Consider the following 21668-nt stretch of genomic DNA (forward strand, 5'->3'; position numbering starts at 1 on the left):
AAAAGGGGCGGCGCTTCGCGCTGATTGGCAATGAAAACATTCGTAAGTGCATGTGTTCTGACTGTCATGATGACCCTTCCGGCATGGGCCGCGACGGTGACCAACAAGGATGCCGATGCTGCGGTGCTTGTCGTCGTCGAGGGCGAGAGCCGCATGGAAGTCGCCATCAGTGCAGGCGGCACGGAATCGATCTGCCCGAGCGGCTGTTTCATCACCACGCCGAGCGGTGACCGCATCGGCCTGCAGGGCGATGAAACCATCGAGATCGTCAACGGCTCTGCCGTCGTCAAGTAAGGCCGTTCCTGGCCGGCATCGACGGTCAGGGCGCCTATTTTTCTTCGTCGAGGCGGGCTTTCGCCCGTCCCGCTTCCGCCAAAATGCGACCTGCTATTTCAGCAGGCAATTAACGACTGCGAAAACCTTTCTGCGTAGCTTGGCCCCGGGGACAATCTTTTCAGGTAGGCAATCAATGTCATTTTTTGGCGTGTCCGGAATGTACTATTCCGGTGAATCCTTGCAGCAGCACCGCATCGTGCTGGCCGAGGATTCCAATCTTTTCTCCGCCATGGTCTCCAAGAGACTGAAGGAACTTTTCGATATCGATGTGATCGTCTGCCGCGATTATGACGACTTGCAGTTTTCGGTCGAGAATGCTTCCTTCCCGGCGACGCTCGCCATTTCCAATATCAACCTGCCGGGTGCCGAAAACGGCGAAGCCTTGTCCTATCTGATCGACATGAGCGTGCCGACGATCGTCTTTACCGGCACCTTCCAGGAAAGCACCCGCGAGACCATCCTTGCCAAGGACATTGTCGATTACGTCATCAAGGACAGTGTTTTCGCCGTCGATATGCTGGCGGAATCCGTCTGCCGTTTCCTGACCAATCACCAGCACCATGTGTTGATCGTCGATGACAGTCCGACGGCGCGCGCGCTTTTGACGACGCAGCTGAAGCGCTATAATTTCCGCACGAGCTCGGCTGAAAGCGGCGCTGCTGCGCTTGAATTGTTGAAGAAGCATCCGGATATCGGCCTGGTGATCACCGATTACAACATGCCCGATATCGATGGTTTCGAGCTGACCCGTCGTATCCGCGGCGCCTATGGCCCGCATCAGCTGCGTATCATCGGCGTGTCGTCTTCCGCAAACCGGCTTCTGTCGGCGCGATTCCTGAAGGCTGGCGGCAACGATTTCATGTTGCGCCCCTTCGTCAATGAAGAGTTTTACTGCCGGGTGAACCAGAACCTCGATACGCTGACGAAAATCCAGACTTTGGGTGCAAAGATTGCAAAGAAAGCCTGAACAGACCATCCCATTGCTAAATTAGAATTTTCGGTCGCCGGAAATGTGACATTTTTGTGTTTCCGGCAGCAAAATCTACTCATTCGACCTGATGATTTAACCAAATCGCAAGCGCATGCCAGTTGAATGCAGCGGAGGGACGAGAGGCCTTGCTCTGCTTTAAAGGGCGACTATCCGCATAACGATAATTTATGAGAGCCAGCGTTGGTAACAGGAACGCCTGCGGCTCACTATGGGATTGATGGGACGTGAGCTTTCGCAAGGCGCCGGCGCGGGGAAACCATATCCAGAAACATTCGGGTAAACGAATGCTTCTGGTCGAGGATTCCCGTATGTTTGCTACGGTTCTCAAGCATGGCTTGGAGACTGCGCACGGCGTCGAGGTTACCCATTGCGGCTCCCTTGAAGCGTTGCGCCAGGCGGTGGAAACCGCCGACTGTGACTATTCCGTCGCCGTTCTCGATCTCAATCTGCCGGACGCGCCGAACTGCGAAGCGCTTGAATATGTGATTTCCCAGAACATCGCGGCGATCGTCTTCACGGGGTCGTTCAACAGCAGCACCCGCGAAGACATTCTCTGCCGCAAGGTGGTCGATTGCGTCATCAAGAGCCAGCCGGATTCGATCGGTCATGTAATTTCGGTCGTCGATCGGGCACTGACCAATGTCAAGACGAACGTGCTGCTGGTGGATTCCAATGCGGTATCGCGGGCAGAACTTTTGAGCCAGTTGCGGCAACAGCAGTTTTCCGTGACGCCGGCGAGCGGCGGTATCGAAGCATTGCATCTGCTTGATACCAACGATTGTTTCGATCTCGTCGTCACCGATTTCGTGCTTTCCGATATGTCCGCCTACGCGCTTCTTGGTGAACTGCGCCAGCGATATGGCGAGGATACGCTAAGCATCATCGCCCTTGCTGCCGCCGACGATCGCCAGCATGCTGCGCGTTTCCTTCAGCGCGGCGGTACCGAATTCATCCAGAAGCCGTTTATGGTGGACGAGTTTAACAGCCGGGTGTTTCAGGTGGCCAGCATCCAGAAGCGCATTGAGGCTTTGCATGGCATCGCCGCGCGTGACTATCTCACCGATATCTATAACAGGCGCTATTTTTTCCAGCACGGGCCGCGGCTTGTCGAGCAGTGCTTGCGCCGGGGCGAGACGACATCGATTGCCATTCTTGACATCGATCATTTCAAGCGCCTGAACGATACCTACGGCCACGAGGTTGGCGACCTGGTGCTGAAAGCCGTTGCCAAGAGACTGCGCTGGCTCGTGGGAGACGAACATCTGCTTGCCCGGCTCGGCGGTGAAGAGTTCGGGGTGCTTTTCAACGGGCTGGATGTCGCGACCGCCAGTGATTTCTGCGAGATGGTACGGCTTGATCTGGCCCAGGCAAAGGTGATTGCCGACGATGAGGAATTGTCGGTTACCGTCTCGATCGGCCTTGCCACGATCGAAGGGCTCGAAACCTTCGAAAACTACCTGAATGCCGCCGACCAGTTTCTCTACATGGCGAAATATGATGGGCGGAACCGCATCGTCTCGGAATTGACGCTGCTCAAATCCATGGCGTCATAAGGGCGGCGCCAGCCTCTTGCCGCCGCGCCGCCATCGTTTCGAGATGCGCTGTCTAGCGCGCTGCCTGCAGCGTCAGCTTGCGCTCGGCGCGCTCCTGCTGGGGCGAACGATTGTAGAGTTCGCGATAACACTTGGAAAAGTGCGACGCCGAGACAAAACCACAGGCGACCGCCACTTCAACCACCGGCATGGCCGACTGCACCAAAAGGTGCCGGGCGCGGTCCAGCCGGATCTCAAGATAGTAGCGGGCAGGGGAACGGCCCATTTCCTGGCGGAACAGGCGCTCGATCTGGCGGCGCGACAGGCCGGCACCATCGGCGATTTCCAAAAGCGACAGCGGTTCGGACAGATTGCCTTCCATCAGCTCGATGATCGACAGAACTTTGGCATTCTGCACGCCGAGGCGAGCGCGAAGCGGCAGGCGCTGGCGGTCATGCGGCCCGCGTACCCGATCCGTCAGCGCCTGTTCGCAAACGCGATTGACGAGATTTTCGCCAAAGTCCTGATCGATCAGGTTCAGCATCATGTCCAGCGATGCGGTACCGCCCGCACAGGTGTAAATGTTGCTGTCGATCTCATAAAGGTCGGCATAGACATCGACCTGCGGGAAGGTTTCGGCAAAGCCCGGCAGGTTTTCCCAATGGATAGCGCAGCGCTTCCCCGTCAAAAGGCCGGCGGAAGCCAGCACGTGTGCGCCCGTACAGAGGCTCCCGACCGAGACGCCGCGATTGTAGAGTTCGCGCAGCCAGGCATTGACGGACTTGTTGTTGAAGTCCTCGACATAGATGCCGGAACAGACCAGCACCATCGACGGGCGGTTTTCTCCGCCGAGGAATTTCCGTTCGTCGGCAAGCGAGGTGTTGACCTCCAGGCCGATGCCGCTGGATGAGAGCACCTGGGTGCCATCCGTCGAGGAAAGCCGCCACGTATAGGCCTCGTAGCCCAGCATACGGTTGGCGATGCGCAGCGTTTCGATCGCCGCAGAAAACGGCAGCATCGAGAAGTTGGGCACGAGGAAGAAGACGAGAGATCGCTTTTTGGTCAGTGGCTTGTTCATCGAAGGTCCCATGCGCCGCAGATGTCGCATTTGTCACGTGGAAAAGCGTCATCGAGCTTTCCTGAATGCGACATTGACATGGACGCCAGCGACCGGAAAGAAATAAATACCTCTCCTGCGGACTGACGTGCCGCGGAAAGCGCCATAATGGTCAGAAAACGGCCAAAATCTTCGTTATCGAAGCCATAAATGTCGCATTCACGTCTTGCGTCTGCGAGTTGCAGCCGGCTGTTACGACCCGTTTCCGGACGTGTTGCCCACAGTTTGCGACCTGTAGCCGGCGGATCGAACGGTGTCGGAAATAGGCCATAGGAATCGTGAAGCTCCAAACAAGAAAAAAGGGCATCCCGCCATCATGGCCGAAATGCCCTTTGTCAAAACACGACTGACGGTTTTCGACACGCCTGACCGTCACAGGCCGTCTCTGCCTGCATCATCGTGTTGATTTGGCGTTGGTCCTGTCGGCGGATGGGAAGCCGATATCCTTCAAAGTATCGTAGGAGAGGCCTTCCATGGCTCGCTCGGCACGACGACGCTTCCACGAGGCGACAGCACGCGCGCGCAGGCCGAAAAGGGTCGAAGCAAAGGATGAATGCCTTGGCCTGGAGCTGTGTTCTAAACTGAAGAATGCCATTGTTCTGGTTCCTTTTGAGTGGGAGGTATCAAAAGGTCGCGACCATGAGAGAGTAATGCCGGATGACCATTCATCATTCAAGCGAATATAATTGATCTCTTGCATCAATAATCATGATGTATCTTGGGTGCGGAATGCCTTTGCGATAAGGCTGCGGACCTGAGCAAATGTGACTGCTGCCGGAGGTTTTTCTAGGATGTTTTCGCCGCTTTTGGCGGAACATCCACCACCGGCAAAAGTTGAATTTTCCCGGCCGTTTGTGCGGTCATGGCTGCCTTGACCAAATCGAGAGCTGCTTCCGGCGGTGTTCCCTTGGACATTTCGGTCTGAACCCGCCGCAGCCAGAGTTTGAGCTGCGCATCGCTAAAATTTGGGCCGGATGTCATGTAGGCGGTTCTCTGCATCGAATAGAGGACAAGTATGCTCATGATTTCCTTACTGTCAAATCATGCGCTTTTACCCTTAAATTCTAGGGGTTTTCTACCGTTCCACTGGCAACTTTCATTGATGATTATCCGCAGTTGAAAATAAGAGCTAAAATAGACAACGATAAAGCGTCAATCGTGACGAGGCTGGAGTAACCGATGAAACCGCAATCTCATATCGTCGATCTTCTCAGTGCCGCAAAACTCCTGGCCGACAACCAGTGTAATGTCCTGTTGAGCTACATTATCAACATGGCAATGATAGAGGCCTCGACAGGGGCTGGCATTAGAAGAAACGAAGACGGCAAAAGCAGCGCCGACGCCGCATAAGCATGGATACCGCGAACGAGAAGGTGGCCTTTAAACACCAATAGCCGGTGCCTTACTTCACCGGGACTTTTTGAAGGGCTGGTCGTGAGACCGGCCTTTGTTCATTTGTGCGTAGTCTTTGGCCGGGCGATCGCCAGCAGATACTGCCTGCCGGCGATCGTTGAAGACGTCAATGTGAGTGCCGAACGGTTGGAACTCAATCCTCTTCCTGGAACACCGCTTCGCGCTTTGCCTTGACCGCAGGCAGGAAGACGACGACCAGAACGGCAAGGGCGATCAGCAGCAGGATGGCGCTGATCGGCCGGGTGATAAAGGTGGTGGCATCGCCGCGCGACAGGATCATCGCCCGCCGCAGGTTTTCCTCCAGCAGTGGACCCAGCACGAAACCGAGCAGCAGAGGCGCCGGTTCGCAGCGCAGCTTGACCAGCGCATATCCCGCCAGGCCGAAGAAGGCGACGGCGTAGAGGTCGTAGACGTTGGAGTTGACGCTGTAGACCCCGATCGAACAGAAAGCCATGATGATCGGGAAAAGCACGTAGTAGGGTATTGTCAGCAGCTTTACCCAGAGGCCGATCAGCGGCAGGTTGAGGATGACCAGCATCAGGTTGCCGATCCACATCGAGGCGATGATACCCCAGAACAGGGCCGGTTGCTCGACTGCGACGTTCGGGCCTGGAACGATGCCCTGGATGATCATCGCGCCCACCATCAGCGCCATCACCGGATTGGCGGGAATGCCGAGCGTCAGCAGCGGAATGAACGAGGTCTGCGCCCCGGCATTGTTGGCCGATTCGGGGCCGGCAACACCGGCAATCGCGCCATGGCCGAATTCCTCCGGATGTTTGGACATGCGCTTCTCGACGGTATAGGAGGCAAAGGCCGCAAGAATGGCGCCGCCTCCGGGCAGAATGCCGAGCGCAGAGCCGATTGCGGTGCCGCGCAGCACAGGTGCAACCATCTGCTTGAAATCGTCGCGCGTCGGCAGCAGACCGCTAACCTTGGCCATCAGGAGGGTGCGGGTCTTTTCGCCCTCGAGATTGCGCAGGATCTCAGCGACGCCGAAGACGCCGACGGCGACAGCGACGAAGTTCAGGCCATCGGCATATTCGCGGATACCGAGGGTAAAGCGCGGCGTGCCGGTGTAGATATCGGTGCCGACGAGACCCAGCAGGAGACCGAGCGCCACCATGGCCAGTGCCTTGACGATCGAACCATGGGCAAGCGCAATCGACGAGACGAGGCCGACGATCATCAGCGAGAAATATTCCGCCGCGCCGAACTTCAGGGCAATGGCCGTCAGGGGCAGGGCGAAGATTGCCACCAGGAAGGTCGAGACGGTCCCGGCGAAGAACGATCCGAGCGCTGCGATCGATAGAGCGGCACCGGCCCGGCCTTTGCGCGCCATCTGGTAGCCGTCGATGGCGGTAACGGCAGACGAGGATTCGCCGGGCATGTTGATCAGGATGGCGGTGGTCGATCCGCCGTATTGCGCGCCGTAATAGATGCCGGCGAGCATGATCAGCGAGGAGACGGGTTCGAGCTGGAAGGTGATCGGCAAAAGCATGGCGATGGTCGCCGTGGCGCCGATGCCCGGCAGCACGCCGATCAATGTGCCGAGCAGCACGCCGATCAGGCAGAAGAGGAGGTTTTCGGGCGAGCCGGCCGTGGAGAAGCCGAGTGCGAGATTGCTGAAAAGATCCATCGTGATGTCCTACAATCTGACCCAGGGGCCGAAGCGCTGGAAGGGCAGGCCGAGCGCGTAGCTGAACACGGCGACCGAAAAGATCGTCAGCGCGACCGAGAGCGTAAGTGCGGTCAGCGGTTTCATGCGCTGGGACGCGAAGCAGGCGATCAGGGCGGTGAAGAACAGCGATGGAACGAAGCCGAGGCCACGCACGGTCAGCCCGAAAAAGATCGGCGCCGGTAGAATGAACAGCATGCCGCGCCAGGCGACAGGTCCAAGCGGTTCGCCTTCGACACGAGTCGATTGAACAATGATGATGACGCCGAGAAGCGTCAGGATGGCAGCCAGGAACAGCGGAAAGTAGCCCGGTCCCATCTTGAACGCCGTGCCCAGTTCAAGGCCGAGACTCTGATAGATGAAAAAGCCGCCCAGTCCGATGAAGAGCGCGCCGCAGAGCGCATTGGTGGTGTCGAAGGATAAGGATTTCATGATGCCTCCTTTGTTTCCGCCCCGTTCCTGTGCCCGCCAATCTCGTTGCATAGCTGTCGAAATGTTCTTGGGCAGACGCCTTCCTCTTTTGCGAAAGAGGAAGGCGGAAGGGCATATGACCTATCGTGGGCGTGATCAGTCGGCGTACTGGCCGGCGGATTCGATCACCGGCTTCCAGCGCGCGATTTCGCTTTCAAGCTTTGCCTTGAGCGCGGCAGGCGTCGCTTCGGATTCAGCGGACGGAACCGTGCCGAGTTCGGCGAAGCGTGCAACGACGTTCGGGTCCTTCAGCGCGACCTGCAGCGCCTTCGACAGGCGTTCGGTGGCTTCTGCAGGTGTACCCTTGGGCGCGTAGACACCATGCCAGATGCCGACCTGGAAGTCAGCCAAACCGCCTTCGACGGCTGTCGGGACGTCCGGCAGGACCGGAAGGCGTGCAGCCGAAGTGACGGCATAGGCCTTGATCGTGCCGCCGAGGATCTGCTTGGTGGTATTGGTGGTCTGGTCGCACATGATATCGACCTGGCCGCCGAGCAGATCGGTCATCGCCGGGCCGGTTCCCTTGTAGGGAACGGTGACGAGCGGCGTTTCGATGGCGCTCATGAACATCATGCCGCAGAGATGCGAGGCGGCGCCGATGCCGGCATTGGCAACGGTGACCGTGTCCTTGTTGGCCTTGACGTAGTCGATCAGGCCCTGGAGGTCCTTCGGCTCGAAATCCTTGCGGGCGACGATCGTCATCGGCACGTCGGTGACGAGACCGACATATTCGAAGGCGTTCAGCGTGTCATAGGCAAGCTTGCGGTAAAGCGTGGCGCTGGTTGCCATGCCGATGTGGTGGAGCAGGACCGTATAACCATCCGGATCGGCCTGGGCCACGCGGCCGGCACCGAGCGAACCGCCGGCGCCGCCGACGTTCTCGACGACGATCTGCTGGCCAAGGTCCTTCGACATGGATTCGGCAACGAGACGGGCAACCGTATCTGTCGGTCCACCGGCCGAGAACGGAACGACCATGGTGATCGTGCGGTCCGGGTAGGTCTGGGCACTGGCGGAAACGGAAATAAGGGAAACGGCAGCAAGGGCCGTCATGCCAAAAATGGCTGTCAGGGTTTTCATCGAAGTCCTCCCGGATGAAATATGTTGCCAGCCGGCGCAGCTCCTCCCGCGCCGATTCTGGATGTTTGAGTTTTGGAGCAGGACGGCGAAGCGGCAACCATTCAGCGAGCACATTCGCAGAATTTCGTAAGGAGTGCGGCGCAGCATGGGTGAGATTGGGAACATCTGTCACAAATTCCGGGTGGATTTCCACCCATCCGGGGATCATGCAGCGTAGTCGTCATCCCCGACGGATAATTTTTTATCGAGCCCGTATTTCTGCATTTTCTCGTAAAGCGTCTTTCGAGAAATGCCGAGGAGCTCGTAGACGGGGCGCAGCGCACCGCCGTGGGCGGCTAGGGCGCTGGCGATGATCCCGCGTTCAAAGTCGGCGACCTTGTCCGCCAGCCGCTGTTTTTCCGGCCGCGTTTGCGCCTCGTCTGAATTCAGGTCGAGTCCAAGGACCAGCCGGTCGGCAGCGTTGCGCAACTCGCGGACATTGCCAGGCCAGGTGCGTTCGGCAATCCCGGTGATCAGGCTCGGCGGCACATCGATATCGTTGCGCATGTAACGGGCGGCGGCCTCCCGGACCAATTGCAGGAACAGAAGCGGGATATCGGCCTTTCGCTGCGCCAGCGATGGCACATGCAGCGTTGCGACATTGAGGCGGTAAAGAAGATCGGCGCGGAAACGCCCCGCAGCGACTTCCGCTTCGAGGTTGACCTTGCTGGTGGCAATAAACCGCACGTCGAGCGGCACGATCTCATTCGAGCCAAGGCGGGTGATCACCCGCTCCTGCAGCACCCGGAGGAATTTGGCCTGCAGGTCGAAGGGCAGGGAGCCGATTTCGTCAAGCAGGATGGTGCCGCCACGGGCATGTTCGAATTTCCCGTAGCGCGGCCGCAGCGCCCCCGGAAAGGCGCCGGCCTCATGGCCGAACAGCTCGCTCTCGATCAGGTTTTCCGGCAAGGCGGCGCAGTTGATGGCAACGAGGGGCCGGTCGGCGCGGGCGCTGATATCGTGCAGCGCCCGGGCAACGACTTCCTTGCCGACGCCGGTTTGGCCGATGATCAGCGTGTCGGCATCCGTGGCGCCGATGGCGCGTAGCCGGTAGCGCAGATCGACCATTGCCTGTGTCCGGCCGGGCAGCCTTGCCTCGATATCGTCGCGCTTGCCGGCAACGGCTCTCAGCCTCCGGTTTTCCAGCACAAGGCTGCGCCGGTCGAGCGCGCGGCGGGCGATCGCTGCGAGATGCTGGGCGGTAAACGGCTTTTCGAGGAAGTCGTAGACACCTTCGCGCATCGCCTTGACAGCCAGCTGCACATCACCATGACCGGTGACAAGGATGACCGGGATTTCAGCATCGACCTCGCGGATGCGCTGCAGAAGCGTCATGCCGTCCATGCCGGGCATGCGGATATCGCTGATCACGACGCCGGAAAAGCTGTAGCCGATCAGTTCAAGCACATCCTCGGCGCTGGAGAACGTATCGACGTCCAATCCGAACAGGCCAAGCGCCTGCGCGGTGGAGCGGCGCATGTCCTCTTCGTCGTCGACCAGCAGCACGCGTGCATCGCTCACTCGGCGGCCTCCTGCGCTGCCGTGGCTGCTTCCAGTTCGATGCGAAACACGGCGCCCCCCTCGGGGTGATCCGAGACGGAGAGACTGCCGCCGAAATCCTTGACGATATTGTAGGAGATCGAGAGGCCGAGACCCAGCCCCTTGCCGACGCCCTTTGTGGTATAGAACGGATCGAAGATTCGCTCGGTGATTGCAGCTGGCACGCCCGGTCCATGATCCCTGATTATCAAGATAATCTTCTCCTTTTGACGTTCCGTCACGACATGGATGCGCCGGTCGGCAAGACCTTCGATCGCATCCGCCGCATTGGTGATGATGTTGACAAGCACCTGCTGGAGCCGCACCGACCCAGCATTGACTATCCCGGCATCGCCGGCGAGTTCGATCTGTAGGTCTGCATCGGCGGTCTTCAGGCGGGCGGAGACGATCTCCAGCGTATCGGCGATGACGGCATCGAGCGCCACGGGGCCAAGCTTCTCGTTCGGCTTGCGGGCGAAATTACGCAGGTGGCGGCTGATCGAGGCCATGCGGTCGATCAGCCCGGAAATACGCCGGACATTGTCACGGGCCTCGGGCACACGATCCAGATCGATCAGCATCGCGGCGCTGTCGGCATAGGTCTTGGCGGCGGCCAGCGGTTGGTTGAGTTCGTGGGAGAGGGCGGCGGACATCTGGCCGAGACCTGCGAGCTTGCCCGCCTGGATCAGATCGGCCTGGGTCTTGCGCAGTTCCTTTTCGGTCAACCGCCGCTCGGCAATCTCTTTCTCGATGCGCTCGTTGACCAGCGCCAGGTCTGCCGTGCGCTCCTCGACCCGGTGTTCCAGCTCATTGCGCGCCTCGGCCTGCATCCGCATGCGCTCAGCAAGGCGGGCGCGGCGCTGCAGGACGATGGCGAGCGCAAGGCCGGCGAGGCAGAGGAAAAGCACGATGGCGATGATGGTGGTGCGCGCCTGGGCGCGGATGGAGGCCGTATCCATCAGCACATTCACCGTCCAGTCGGCCTCGGGCATATATTGTGACAGCACCAGATATTCCCGGCGGTCCGCGGTGGTCGTGGTCATCAGCTGGTGATCATCAAGCATGCTGCTGGTGATCGGCAATGGCTTGAGTTCCGCCTCTGCGTAGCGCCGCGAGGCCTGCGTCCTTTGCAGGCGGGCACTGTTGAGCGGCAGGATGCCGGAATAAAGCCATTCCGGGCTGCCGGTCATGAAGACGATGCCTTCCGGGTCGGAGACGAAGATCTTGTATTCACCGCCGCGCCAGGACGTTTCGATCGAATCGATATCGACCTTGAAGACGATGACCCCGCTGATCCGGCCATCGATGCGGATCGGCGAGGCGAAATAGTAGCCGCGTTTCAGCGATGTCGTGCCGAGCGCATAGAACCGCGACTGCCTGCCCATGGCAGCGTCCTGGAAATAGGGGCGGTAGCTGAAATTCTGGCCGACGAAGCTGGCCGGCTGATCGTAATTGCTGGCGGCAATTGTGTTGCCGTCGAGGGTCATAACGTAGATATCGGAGGATTCCAGCAGCCTGTTGATATCCTTCAGATAGACATCCGCCGTATCACGCAGGGCCTTGTCACCGGGGTGGGCGATCAGTTCCTTGATGTCATCATGATCGGCAATCAGCGCCGGCAAGGGCTCATAGCGGCTGAGATGTCCACTCAATGCGGATACCGCCAGCCGCAACGCCGAGCTTGCCTGCAGAGACGCCTCGTCCATATAGCTGCGCGTCGCCAATGCTCCACCCTGGAAAACCACGGCAAACAGCAGAAGCGGCGCAAGACAGAGGGCGGCAAGCAGGCGATATTTCACGGATTAAAGGCTCCTCCCTCGTTCCGGCCAGTGGCCATGCGCCACCGGCTACGAGTTTAGAGGCCTGCGCGGGAGTTTCCAAGGGCTGTTATCTGGCTGCCCGCGCTTAACGCTGCTCGAGCGCTATGACCGTGCCATCGGAAAAAGCCAGATCCTGTTGTAGACTGGCTGGCAGATGGGCGATTTCGCGCCGGGTTGCCTTGCGCGTTTCCGCGATCTTGCGGGCGTGGTGACCGCCGGTCAGTTGCAGGACGAGCGGTGCAAGCATTTGGCGCATCGTGAATGTGAAGCCGCCGGCTTGCAGCCGGATGGAGGTTTTTTCAACCGGTGCCGTGTCGTGGTGCAGGGACATGGGAAGCTCCTTTCGTCACGTCTTCGATGTTTGCAACTTGACTATCGGCCTCCGTTGAGGTTCAATCAAACGAAATGAAGTGATGTTCTTATTCAGAAAATCTGATCCGTGAGGCTCCCATGAATATGATGATGCGGCATGTCCTTCCGCTCCTTGAACTGGACATCCTGAAAACATTCGTCGCCATCGCCGAGACCGGAAATTTCACCACGGCGGCCGAGACTGTCTACCGGACGCCGTCGGCGGTCTCGATGCAGATCAAGAAACTCGAGGAAATGCTCGGCTGCGTTCTGTTCCTGCGGGACGCGCGTTCGGTATCGCTGACGCCGAAGGGCGAGGTGCTGCTCGGGTTCGCGCGGCGCATGCTGGCACTCAACAATGAGGCCGTGTCGCGTTTCCTCTTGCCGGACATGAATGGTGTCGTCCGTGTCGGCGCACCCGAGGATATCGGCGAGCGAATCCTGCCGGAAGTGCTGAAACGCTTCTCCGAATCCTATCCGAATGTCACGGTCGATGTGACCATCGGCAACAGCAGCGTCATGCGCAAGCGTGTGGAAGAACATCGGATGGACATCGCCATCTTCAACAGCCTGGCCGGTGAAAACACCGGCGGCGGCGAAATCCTGGTCTCCGAGAAACTCGTCTGGGCTGGCATCAAATGCGGAACGGCGCATACGCGCGAGCCTCTGCCGATCTCGATGTGGGAGGATGGCTGCGTCTGGCGCGCCGATGCTGTCGAGCAGCTGACACAATCCGGCCGCAAGTTCCGTGTGGCGTTTCTAAGTGCCCATACGACGGGACAGCGCGCCGCCATCCAGGCGGATCTGGCGATCGCGCCACTGCCACGCTATCTCGTGCAGGGCGAGCTTGTGGCGCTCGGCGAGGCGGAAGGCCTGCCGGAACTCGGCCATTACAATATCGGCCTGCAGGTGGTCGATAACGCGTCGCCGCCGGTTCTGGCCGTGGCCGAACATGTCCGCACCGCGTTCGTCGGTTTGTGATCATTTTTTGGGAAGGGCGGCGTCAGGTGCCGCCTTTCTTCAGCCAGCGCTGCACCCTGATTTCATCATCATCCATCCAGCGCGTCAGCGCTTCGCTGCGGCTCGGCCGCATTTTCATCAGGCCTGCGAGCACACCACTCTCAAAATCCTCAAGAACTTTCGGATGAATATAGGATGAGCGGCAGACTGCGCGGGTGTTGACCAGCCGCGCCGCAACGCTGTCCACCACATCATTGATTTGCCGCTTCAGTTGCCGCTGGCTCTGACCCGGCTCGATTGCCGCCAAAGCCTTTGCCGCCATCCGGGTGGCGCCCCATGTTCGGAACTGCCGTGACGAGAAATCGGCACCGGAGGCCTCGCGGATATAGGCATTCACATCCTGCGAGCGGATCGCATGGCGCCGGCCATCCTCGTCGAGATATTGAAACAGCTGCTGGCCGGGCAACTCCTGCAACATTCGGATTGCCTTGGTGATGCGCGGGTCGCGGTGAGTGAGACGCCACTCCTTGCCGGATTTACCTTTGAAGTTGAAGTGGACGCTGGAGCCTTCGATCTTTGCATGACGATTGCGCAGCGTCGTCAGCCCATAGGAGCCGTTCTCCTCGGCATAGGTTGCATTGCCGACTCGGATGTAGAGATTGTCGAGCAGCCAGACGATCGTCGCGAGCGCCTTGCCCATGCCGGGCTTTCGCAAGCGCAGGTCGGCGTCGACCTTTTCGCGGATTTTCGGCAGCCGCGCGGCGAATTCCGGGAGTTGCGCAAATTTGCTTTTACCGCGTTCGGCCGACCATTCGGGATGATAGCGATATTGCTTGCGCCCGCGCGCATCCCGGCCTGTTGCCTGCAGATGCGAGTTGGGATTGGGCGAGATCAGCACATCGGTATAGGCGGGCGGGATGGCGAGCGTTGCAATCCGGTCTAGCTCGGTCCGATCGGTGACGCGCTTGCCATCGGCATCATAATAATGGAAGCCGCGCTTGCCCGGCTTGCGGCTGATGCCGCTTTCCAGATTGGACAGATAGACGAGTTCTGCTGCCGCCTTCTGCATGGCGCTGTGCGAGGAGTTTTTGGGCGTTTGAGTGAGCATCTGATCCACAGTGACGCAAAAACGCCGCCGCGGTCATTTGGTTCCCGCGCGTTGAAGCAATCGCGGCAGCAATTTCAAGCCGCTATTCTCGGCTGCGCCGCCTGCGCCTGCCGCCGCCTTCGCCACCATCGTCGGTCAGCACCTTGCGCTCCGGCAGCGTAACCGCTGCAGACAGCTTCGGGAAGGTATCGACCTTGTTGGGAAGCGCCATCGCATAGACGAAATGCTCCTGAAATTTTGATTCAAGTGCCGTCTCTATCTTCTCGATTTTGCTGACGGTTTGCTCGATCTCGCGGCGGTGGCCGCGGTTGAGCAGCGCCATCAGCGCGCCGGTTCCCGCCGCATTGCCGACGGCCTTGACCTCGGAGAGATCGCAGTCCGGAATGAGGCCCAGCACCATGGCGTATTTCGGATCGATGAAGGAGCCAAACGCACCGGCAAAGCGGATCGTATCGACATGCTCTATCTCAAGCTTTTCCATCAAAAGCTTGATACCGGCATAGAGGGCCGCCTTGGCCAGCTGAATGGCACGCACGTCGTTCTGCGTCACGGTGATGCGCTGGTCGCCATCGTGCAGCAGATAGGAAAAGGTACGGCCGTTCTGCAGGATGCGCGGACTTTTAGCCGCCATCCCGCCATCGACGACGCCGTCTTCGGAAATGATGCCGCAGAGATACATCTCGGCGACGACCTCGATGATCGCCGAGCCGCAGATGCCGGTGATGCCGACGGCTGTGGCTTCCTCGGCAAAACCCTCTTCATCAGACCATTTGTCGACGCCAATGATGCGGAATTTAGGCTCCAGTGTTTCCGGGTCGATGCGGACGCGCTCGATGGCGCCGGGGGCCGCCCTTTGACCGGATGAAATTTCCGCACCTTCGAAGGCCGGGCCGGTCGGCGAGGAGGCTGCGACGACGCGGTCCTTGTTGCCGAGCACGATTTCGGCATTGGTGCCGACATCGACCAGAAGCATCATCCTGTCCTGGCGATAGGGCCCTTCGGCCAATGTTGCGCCTGCAGCATCGGCGCCGACATGACCGGCAATGCAGGGCAGCATGTAGAGACGGGCGCCGCGATTGACGTCGATGTCGATCTCATGCGCCCAGTATTGCAGCGCGCCCGAGACGGCGAGCGCGAACGGCGCCTGGCCAAGTTCGGTCGGGTCGATGCCGAGAAACAGGTGGTGCATGATCGGATTGCCGACAAACACCATGTCGAGAATATCGTGGCGATCGACCTCGCCCTCGGCGCAGACCTTGCCGATCAGGACATTGATGGCTTCACGAACAGCCTTGGTCATGGCTTCCCGGCCATCCGGGTTCATCATCACGTAGGAGACGCGGCTCATCAGGTCTTCGCCGAATCGGATCTGCGGGTTGGAGGTTCCGGTAGATCCAACGATGCGGCCGGAGAGCAGCGAAACCAGATGCATGGCGATGGTCGTCGAGCCGATGTCGCAGGCGATACCATAGGCTTCGTTCTTCAGGCCCGGCCAGAGGCCGACGATGAACGGGCGTGAGCTGTCCATGTCGCGATGGATGGCGGCGGTGACGCCCCAGTTACCCTTGCGCAGGATACCCTGAATCTGCGGGATCAGGTGCGGCGCGATCAGCAGATCCTTCCAGCCCCAGTCCTTTTCCAGCATGACCTTCAGCCGGTCGAGATCGCCGAGCGGCTTGTGCATGTCGGGCTCATCAACCTCGACATAGCAGAGTTGCACGGCGGCATTGCGCTCGATCACCCGGTCGGTCGCCGCCTTGCGCACCACCTGCGCATTGATGACCGTATCCTGCGGCACGTCGATGACGAGGTCGCCGAGGATCTGCGACGAGCAGGACAGGCGGCGGCCGTCCGGCAGGCCGCGAATGCTCTCGTAGCGCTCTTCCTTCGGCCCCTTGCCGGAGATGTGGTCGAGCGAGGAGACGATCTTGTGCTTGGCGAAATTGCCTTCCTGAACGGAGACCTGGCAGCGGCCACAGGTCGCCCGGCCGCCGCAGACGCTTTCGACATAGACGCCAAGCGAGCGCGCCGCATCCAGCACCGGCGTGCCGACGGGGAAACGGCCGCGTTTGCCGGATGGCATGAACAGGACGAGGGGATCGCTTTTGTTTTCCTGGGCGGACACGGTCAGTTCATTCCTATGTAATTTGGCCTACGTAGTTTGGCCTATTCGCTGAGCCGCCGCGCATTGGCGCGGACACGGCTGCCATATGGTTTCAGCGCTGCGACGGCAACCCGGTCGGATGCGCCGGTAAGGCCAGCGCACGTGCCGGTGATGAGCGCGGTGGCGGCGATCATGCCTTCGTTCACCATCGCCGCATTCACGGCCATGACGCTTTCGGTGGCAGCCGAGAGCTTTTCGGTGATCATGCGGCTGACTTCGGCAGCGCCGCCAGCCGATCCGCCGGAGAGGGCAAAATCCTGCAGGCGCGTGGATATGACCATCGGCGCCTGGAACCACAGGCTGGCGAATTCGTCGAGAAGATCGGCACTGAAAAACATCATGTCTCTTTTCTGGCGGTTATTCCGCCTTTGCGTCGGCCGGTTCTTCCGCCCGGGGTCCGGCGCGTCCAGCACGGCCGCCACGGCGGCCACTGGAGGCGCCGGGAGCTGCTGCGGCCGGGGCCGCATGGCCACCTGCCGGATTGTGATCGCGATAGGTCATGATCCAGGAACCGCAATTCTGGTCGGTCCCGTTCAAGACGTTGGCCGCGCGAACGGCTTCCATTTCCTGCGGACGGCAGGGGTTCATGATCGCCGACGTCATGCCCGCACCGATAACCATGGGGATGAAGCCGGCATTGATGCCGTGGCGATGCGGCAGGCCGAACGAGATGTTCGACAGGCCGCAGGTGGTGTTGACCTTGAGTTCGTTGCGCAGACGGTAGAGCAGCGCAAAGACCTGGCGGCCCGCATCGCCGAGAGCACCGATCGGCATGACCAGCGGATCGACCACGATGTCGTGCGGCTTGATACCATAATCCATGGCGCGTTCGACAATTTTCTTCGCAACTGCGAAACGAACGTCCGGATCCATCGAAATGCCGGTCTCGTCGTTGGAGATGGCAACAACCGGGACGTCGTATTTCTTGCAGAGCGGCAGGATGGCTTCGAGCTTTTCTTCCTCGCCTGTGACCGAGTTGATCAGCGGCCGGCCCTTGGCAACTTTCAGCGCAGCTTCGATGGCGGCGGTGACCGAACTGTCGATCGACAGCGGCACATCGACCAGGCCCTGGACGATTTCGAGCGTACGCACCAGCAGGCCCGGCTCGGTTTCGTTCGGGTTGACGGAGGTGACGCCGGCATTGACGTCGAGCATGGTGGCGCCCGCTGCCACCTGCTCCAGCGCGTCCTTGATCACCGTGTCGAAATTGCCGACGATCATCTCGGCGGCCAGCTTCTTGCGGCCGGTCGGGTTGATGCGTTCACCGATGACGCAGAAGGGCTGGTCGAAGCCGATAATGATTTCGCGGGTGGCGGAAGCAACGATGGTGCGGGTCATGTCTGATCCTTCGGGTCGGGGAGCGCTGCTTGATCGGCGCCGGGATGGTTTGTCAAAGGCATGGCCTGACGGCCGGCCACAGGTGTCTGGTGTTCAATGCTGGCGGTGCGCCGCGACGTCGGCCATTTCCTCTTGGTTTTCCTGCTTGCCGTCGCGGATCGCATCGAGCCGTTCGGCAACGCGGCCATCGCCGGGATTGGCTTCGCGGGTCCACGGCGTGCGTCCCTTGAGGACGCCGGATTCATGGACGATCTCGGCAACAAATTCTTCCTGCCGGTAGGCCATGACATGCACGCCGGAAACGCCCTTGATCTCCTTCACCTCGTCGATGATGTCGATGCAGAGCTGCTTGCCTTCCTTCTTCTGATCCTGCGCGCCTTCCAGCCGCTTGATGATCGCGTCCGGGATATGGATGCCGGGCACATTGTTGCGGATCCAGTTGGCGGTCTTTGCCGAAGCGAGCGGCCCGACGCCGACGAGGATGAAGCATTTTTCATCGAAGCCGAGATCGCGCACCTTGTTCATGTAGTCGCGGAACATCGGCACGTCGAAACAGTACTGGCTCTGGACGAACTGGGCGCCTGCCTCGATCTTCTTGCCGAGCCGGTGGGGCCGGAAATCATAGGGTGGTGCGAACGGGTTGATCGCCGCGCCGAGAAAGACCTGCGGCGGCGTCGTCAGCTTGCGGCCGGACAGAAACTTCGAATTGTCGCGCATGACGCGCACCGTTTCCAGCAGCGACATGCAGTCGAGGTCGAAGACCGGCTTGGCGCCGGGCTGGTCGCCGGCCTGGACGCCGTCGCCGGTGAGGCACATGATATTGGCTACGCCCATGGCGGCGGCACCCAGAACGTCGCCCTGGATGGCGATGCGGTTCTTGTCGCGGCAGGCGATCTGCATGATCGGCGCATAGCCCATGCGTGTCAGAAGCGCGCAGATGCCGACCGACGACATATGGCAGTTGGCGCCGGACGCATCGACGGCATTGATGCCATCGACCCAGCCTTCAAAGATCGCGGCGCGCTCATAGACGTCTTCCGGATTGGCGCTGTCGGGCGGATTGAGTTCCGCAGTAACAGCAAATTCGCCGCGGCGCAAAACGCGCTCCAGGCGGCCGCGTGAGGAATGGCCGGGCAGGGGATCGAGCGGAAGATGGCGGCCCAGCGGGTTTTCGTCGATATGGGCCATGGCTCAGGCGTCCTTTGCAGCGGCAGCGGCTTCGCGGGCTTCGGCGGCCTGTGCGGTGACACGCAGCCAGGATGAGGTTTCGCGCAGCGACTGGTTGACGGGTTTCTGCACGTTCAGGATCGCATCCCCCCTCACCATGTTGCGCGAGCCTTCCCAGGCCTTGACCCAGACGCAGGGCATATCCGGTTCGACTTCGCAATTGCCGTTGGCACGCACGCCGCCGCAGGGGCCGTTGCGCAACTGCTTGGGGCAATTCATCGGGCAGGACATGCCGGTCGATGACAGAGCGCACTGGCCGCACATGCGACAGTCGAACAGAAGGCCTTTGACATTGCGTTCGATGAAGGTGACCGGCGCTTCAACGCGGCTGTAGCCGATCGCCTTCCACAGCGGATGAAGCAGCAGGAAGACGTCGGCGAAACGGTGGTAGAACCATTCGAGGAACCGCGAGTGGCGCACGGCCCAGAGACGAATCGTGTAGCTGCGGCGCGAACGGCGGTTGGGCGAAACACTGGCCGGCGTATAGGCGCCGGTGGCGGCCTTCTTGGCGGGCGCGGCATTGCCGGGTTTTGCGTCAGCCATTGTCTTTGCCGCCGGATTTGACCAGGGCAACCAGCCGCTCCTTGTCGTAGGCTGCTTCCAGTTCGGCGGCGGCCTTGTCAGCCTCGATCTCGAGATCGTCGGAGACCGGGGTCGGGTCGGCCTTGCGCCATTCGGCCAGATAGTCGCCGCTGTCGGCAGCGCCCGTGCGCATGGCGCACATGTCGATCGCTTCGGTAAAGCGCAGGGTCAGCTCGCGCTTGGCGGTCTTGCGGCCCTGCTTGATGATGACTTGCGCCGGAATATCGCGCCAGTAAACGATAATGCGATCTGCCATATGCCCGAATTCTCCTCTTGCCCGACAATGCGCATCTTGCCACGTCATGGCTCACCTTGGCACGACGCGCGTCATGCTCAAAAGCGACTTGTCCTCAATGTTGATGATATAACTACCAGATGCCGCGCGTCACGCCATTCCAGAGCCATGTCCAGATCGGCGGATGGTACCATTGACGCGAATTGCCTTTTGCCGGCAGGGGCTTGAGATTGCCAGACAGCGCATCCTCGACGGTACGGATGGCAATGTCCGTGGACGCTGCGGTCTGCAGCAGCGGATAAGTGTGCATCGTGTCGCTTTTCGACGGCGTCATGCGGGACTGATACAGTATGTCGCCGGTATCGACGCCTGTATCGACCAGGTGCACCGTGGCGCCGAAATTGGCTTCGTCGTTTTCCACGCGCGCCCAGTATCCGCCCATCAGGCCGCGATACTGCGGATTGATGCCGGCATGGAAGTTGATGACCGGGCAGGGCATGGCTGACAGCGTCGATGCGGACAGCATGCGGCAGCTGACAAGGAACACGACCGCCGGATTTTTGGCGCGGATCTGCTCGATTGCTTCAGGCGTGTTGACGGAGCCGACTGCGATCACAGGAATGGCCGGATTTTCGCGGTCATCGACGTCGTATTGGCGCAGAATGTCTGCCGTGCGCTTCTTGGTAAAGCGCTTGCCGAATTTCGAGGCCACCATCGTGGCGAACTGGCCGGCAGCCGTGATAAGCCCGAGTTTGCGTATACGGCGCTTGAGAAAGAGTTTCTTCGATTCCGGCTGTTCCAGCAAAACCGTGACACTGCCAAAGCGGCTAGCCAAGGCATTGATCAGGATCTGCGGATTGCGCCCGCCGGCAGTGACGATGACGATCTGTGGGTTGGCTGCGGAAGTCATGCCGGCGATTACCGTCCGTCTTAAATGATGAAGGCCAGGACTGCGCCGGCGGCAAGGATGACGGTGGCTGCGACGGCCAGCGAAACGATGCCGATCAGGGCGCCTGCAACCAGACCAAGGCCGTCCCGCTCCGTATGGGCAAAGCCGATGACGGCAAGCGCAAAGGCGGGCAGCCAGTTGCCGAAGGGAATGGGCAGGAAGATCACCACGGCCAGAATGAGCGCCAGCAGGCCGATCAACCGTTCGGCAAACCGGCTGCCGAGAAACCAGCCGCGCGGCTTGATCAGGGTTTCGGCGCGCTGCAGCCAGGGCGAGATACGGTTGACGAAAACGAAGAATGTCGTGTTGTCGAAGGCATAGTCGCCCATGCGCTTCGGCAGCCAGATGCCGGTGCGGCGCGAGGCAAACATCTGCCAGGCGATAAAAATCAACGGCAGGCCGAGGATGAAGGTGGCGCCCGGTGGCAGCGGGATGAGGTTGGGAAGGGCAAACACGACGAGGAAGGCGCCGAAGGAGCGGTCTTCCATGGCAACGGCGAGATCGCGCAGGGTGATTTTCGGTCCGGCATTGAGCGAGAGATTGCGCAGGAGCTGGGACAGCTGCTGCGGGTGATGGCTGTGTGCCGCAGTCCTTGCCGATAGGTCCGTTGCGAAAATGTCCGTCATCCCCGTCACCTTTTATTGTGTTTGTTCGGGCGAGTTTGGCGGCAGGCAGTTACGATGCACTTAAATCAAATGCGGTGCTTGGTGCAAAATTGAGAGCAAGGCTAACAGATGG

At 60.1% G+C, this 21668-nt stretch carries 23 protein-coding genes; 5 read left to right on the forward strand and 18 right to left on the reverse strand.

Annotated features, from left to right (window positions below):
* The first annotated feature begins 30 nt into the window (after nucleotides 1–30).
* The 3 genes from ACP7BS_RS02780 (at nucleotide 31) to ACP7BS_RS02790 (ending at nucleotide 2880) form a co-directional block, all read left to right on the forward strand.
* Nucleotides 31–294 carry a hypothetical protein gene (locus tag ACP7BS_RS02780; protein WP_426227876.1) on the forward strand — a complete coding sequence of 88 codons (264 nt, stop codon included), beginning with the start codon at nucleotides 31–33 and terminating at the stop codon, nucleotides 292–294.
* Nucleotides 295–469: 175 nt separating this feature from the next.
* Nucleotides 470–1303, forward strand: a complete 834-nt coding sequence (locus ACP7BS_RS02785) for a response regulator (protein ID WP_426227878.1) — start codon at nucleotides 470–472, stop codon at nucleotides 1301–1303.
* Between the two features lie 332 nt (nucleotides 1304–1635).
* On the forward strand, nucleotides 1636–2880 hold the full coding sequence (locus tag ACP7BS_RS02790) for a diguanylate cyclase (protein ID WP_426235939.1): 1245 nt from the start codon (nucleotides 1636–1638) through the stop codon (nucleotides 2878–2880).
* A gap of 52 nt (nucleotides 2881–2932) precedes the next feature.
* On the opposite strand, the gene ACP7BS_RS02795 is transcribed toward ACP7BS_RS02790, so the two are convergent.
* From ACP7BS_RS02795 to ACP7BS_RS02805, 3 genes are all read right to left on the reverse strand, one after another.
* Nucleotides 2933–3937, reverse strand: a complete 1005-nt coding sequence (locus ACP7BS_RS02795; RefSeq protein WP_426227881.1) for a GlxA family transcriptional regulator — start codon at nucleotides 3935–3937, stop codon at nucleotides 2933–2935.
* 433 nt (nucleotides 3938–4370) lie between these two features.
* Complete coding sequence (locus tag ACP7BS_RS02800) at nucleotides 4371–4571, reverse strand: hypothetical protein (RefSeq protein WP_426236465.1); 201 nt, start codon at nucleotides 4569–4571, stop codon at nucleotides 4371–4373.
* 191 nt (nucleotides 4572–4762) lie between these two features.
* The gene (locus ACP7BS_RS02805) at nucleotides 4763–4957 is read right to left on the reverse strand and encodes a hypothetical protein (protein WP_426235941.1); all 195 of its coding nucleotides are present in this window, start codon (nucleotides 4955–4957) and stop codon (nucleotides 4763–4765) included.
* A gap of 198 nt (nucleotides 4958–5155) precedes the next feature.
* Here ACP7BS_RS02805 and ACP7BS_RS02810 point away from each other — a divergent pair, with 198 nt between their 5' ends.
* Nucleotides 5156–5326, forward strand: a complete 171-nt coding sequence (locus ACP7BS_RS02810) for a hypothetical protein (RefSeq protein ID WP_426227887.1) — start codon at nucleotides 5156–5158, stop codon at nucleotides 5324–5326.
* A 196-nt stretch (nucleotides 5327–5522) separates the two neighbouring features.
* On the opposite strand, the gene ACP7BS_RS02815 is transcribed toward ACP7BS_RS02810, so the two are convergent.
* From ACP7BS_RS02815 to ACP7BS_RS02840, 6 genes are all read right to left on the reverse strand, one after another.
* Nucleotides 5523–7028 (reverse strand): tripartite tricarboxylate transporter permease, encoded by a 1506-nt coding sequence (locus ACP7BS_RS02815; protein ID WP_426235943.1) that lies wholly within the window; start codon nucleotides 7026–7028, stop codon nucleotides 5523–5525.
* A 9-nt stretch (nucleotides 7029–7037) separates the two neighbouring features.
* Complete coding sequence (locus ACP7BS_RS02820) at nucleotides 7038–7499, reverse strand: tripartite tricarboxylate transporter TctB family protein (RefSeq protein WP_426235945.1); 462 nt, start codon at nucleotides 7497–7499, stop codon at nucleotides 7038–7040.
* 135 nt (nucleotides 7500–7634) lie between these two features.
* Complete coding sequence (locus ACP7BS_RS02825; RefSeq protein ID WP_426235947.1) at nucleotides 7635–8618, reverse strand: tripartite tricarboxylate transporter substrate-binding protein; 984 nt, start codon at nucleotides 8616–8618, stop codon at nucleotides 7635–7637.
* 204 nt (nucleotides 8619–8822) lie between these two features.
* Nucleotides 8823–10178, reverse strand: a complete 1356-nt coding sequence (locus ACP7BS_RS02830; RefSeq protein WP_426235949.1) for a sigma-54-dependent transcriptional regulator — start codon at nucleotides 10176–10178, stop codon at nucleotides 8823–8825.
* Nucleotides 10175–11995, reverse strand: coding sequence for a sensor histidine kinase (locus ACP7BS_RS02835; protein ID WP_426235951.1), 1821 nt, complete (start codon nucleotides 11993–11995; stop codon nucleotides 10175–10177). The genes ACP7BS_RS02830 and ACP7BS_RS02835 overlap by 4 nt, the downstream gene beginning before the upstream one ends.
* A 106-nt stretch (nucleotides 11996–12101) precedes the next feature.
* Nucleotides 12102–12347: a hypothetical protein gene (locus ACP7BS_RS02840; RefSeq protein ID WP_426235953.1), complete on the reverse strand. Its 246-nt coding sequence runs from the start codon at nucleotides 12345–12347 to the stop codon at nucleotides 12102–12104.
* Nucleotides 12348–12466: 119 nt separating this feature from the next.
* Between ACP7BS_RS02840 and ACP7BS_RS02845 the strand changes: the two genes are divergently transcribed.
* Nucleotides 12467–13348, forward strand: a complete 882-nt coding sequence (locus tag ACP7BS_RS02845; protein WP_426235955.1) for a LysR substrate-binding domain-containing protein — start codon at nucleotides 12467–12469, stop codon at nucleotides 13346–13348.
* Nucleotides 13349–13370: 22 nt separating this feature from the next.
* Here ACP7BS_RS02845 and ACP7BS_RS02850 read toward each other — a convergent pair whose 3' ends face one another.
* The 9 genes from ACP7BS_RS02850 to ACP7BS_RS02890 form a co-directional block, all read right to left on the reverse strand.
* On the reverse strand, nucleotides 13371–14396 hold the full coding sequence (locus tag ACP7BS_RS02850) for a DNA topoisomerase IB (protein ID WP_426235957.1): 1026 nt from the start codon (nucleotides 14394–14396) through the stop codon (nucleotides 13371–13373).
* A 121-nt stretch (nucleotides 14397–14517) separates the two neighbouring features.
* Nucleotides 14518–16518 (reverse strand): ASKHA domain-containing protein, encoded by a 2001-nt coding sequence (locus ACP7BS_RS02855; RefSeq protein WP_426236467.1) that lies wholly within the window; start codon nucleotides 16516–16518, stop codon nucleotides 14518–14520.
* 83 nt (nucleotides 16519–16601) lie between these two features.
* Nucleotides 16602–16940 (reverse strand): hypothetical protein, encoded by a 339-nt coding sequence (locus tag ACP7BS_RS02860; RefSeq protein ID WP_426235959.1) that lies wholly within the window; start codon nucleotides 16938–16940, stop codon nucleotides 16602–16604.
* A gap of 16 nt (nucleotides 16941–16956) precedes the next feature.
* Nucleotides 16957–17937: a methyltetrahydrofolate cobalamin methyltransferase gene (locus ACP7BS_RS02865; RefSeq protein WP_426235961.1), complete on the reverse strand. Its 981-nt coding sequence runs from the start codon at nucleotides 17935–17937 to the stop codon at nucleotides 16957–16959.
* A 93-nt stretch (nucleotides 17938–18030) separates the two neighbouring features.
* Nucleotides 18031–19125 carry a methylenetetrahydrofolate reductase gene (locus ACP7BS_RS02870; RefSeq protein ID WP_426235963.1) on the reverse strand — a complete coding sequence of 365 codons (1095 nt, stop codon included), beginning with the start codon at nucleotides 19123–19125 and terminating at the stop codon, nucleotides 18031–18033.
* Between the two features lie 3 nt (nucleotides 19126–19128).
* A complete protein-coding gene (locus tag ACP7BS_RS02875) occupies nucleotides 19129–19707 on the reverse strand; it encodes a methylenetetrahydrofolate reductase C-terminal domain-containing protein (RefSeq protein WP_426235965.1) in 579 nt (192 codons plus the stop codon).
* On the reverse strand, nucleotides 19700–20002 hold the full coding sequence (locus ACP7BS_RS02880; protein WP_426227912.1) for a virulence factor: 303 nt from the start codon (nucleotides 20000–20002) through the stop codon (nucleotides 19700–19702). The genes ACP7BS_RS02875 and ACP7BS_RS02880 overlap by 8 nt, the downstream gene beginning before the upstream one ends.
* Before the next feature lie 112 nt (nucleotides 20003–20114).
* Nucleotides 20115–20891: a formyl transferase gene (locus tag ACP7BS_RS02885; RefSeq protein WP_426235967.1), complete on the reverse strand. Its 777-nt coding sequence runs from the start codon at nucleotides 20889–20891 to the stop codon at nucleotides 20115–20117.
* Nucleotides 20892–20911: 20 nt separating this feature from the next.
* Nucleotides 20912–21556, reverse strand: a complete 645-nt coding sequence (locus ACP7BS_RS02890) for an exopolysaccharide biosynthesis protein (protein ID WP_426235969.1) — start codon at nucleotides 21554–21556, stop codon at nucleotides 20912–20914.
* Nucleotides 21557–21668: the final 112 nt, after the last annotated feature.

The organism is Pararhizobium sp. DWP1-1-3 (genome assembly GCF_049896125.1).
Lineage (GTDB): Bacteria > Pseudomonadota > Alphaproteobacteria > Rhizobiales > Rhizobiaceae > Pararhizobium.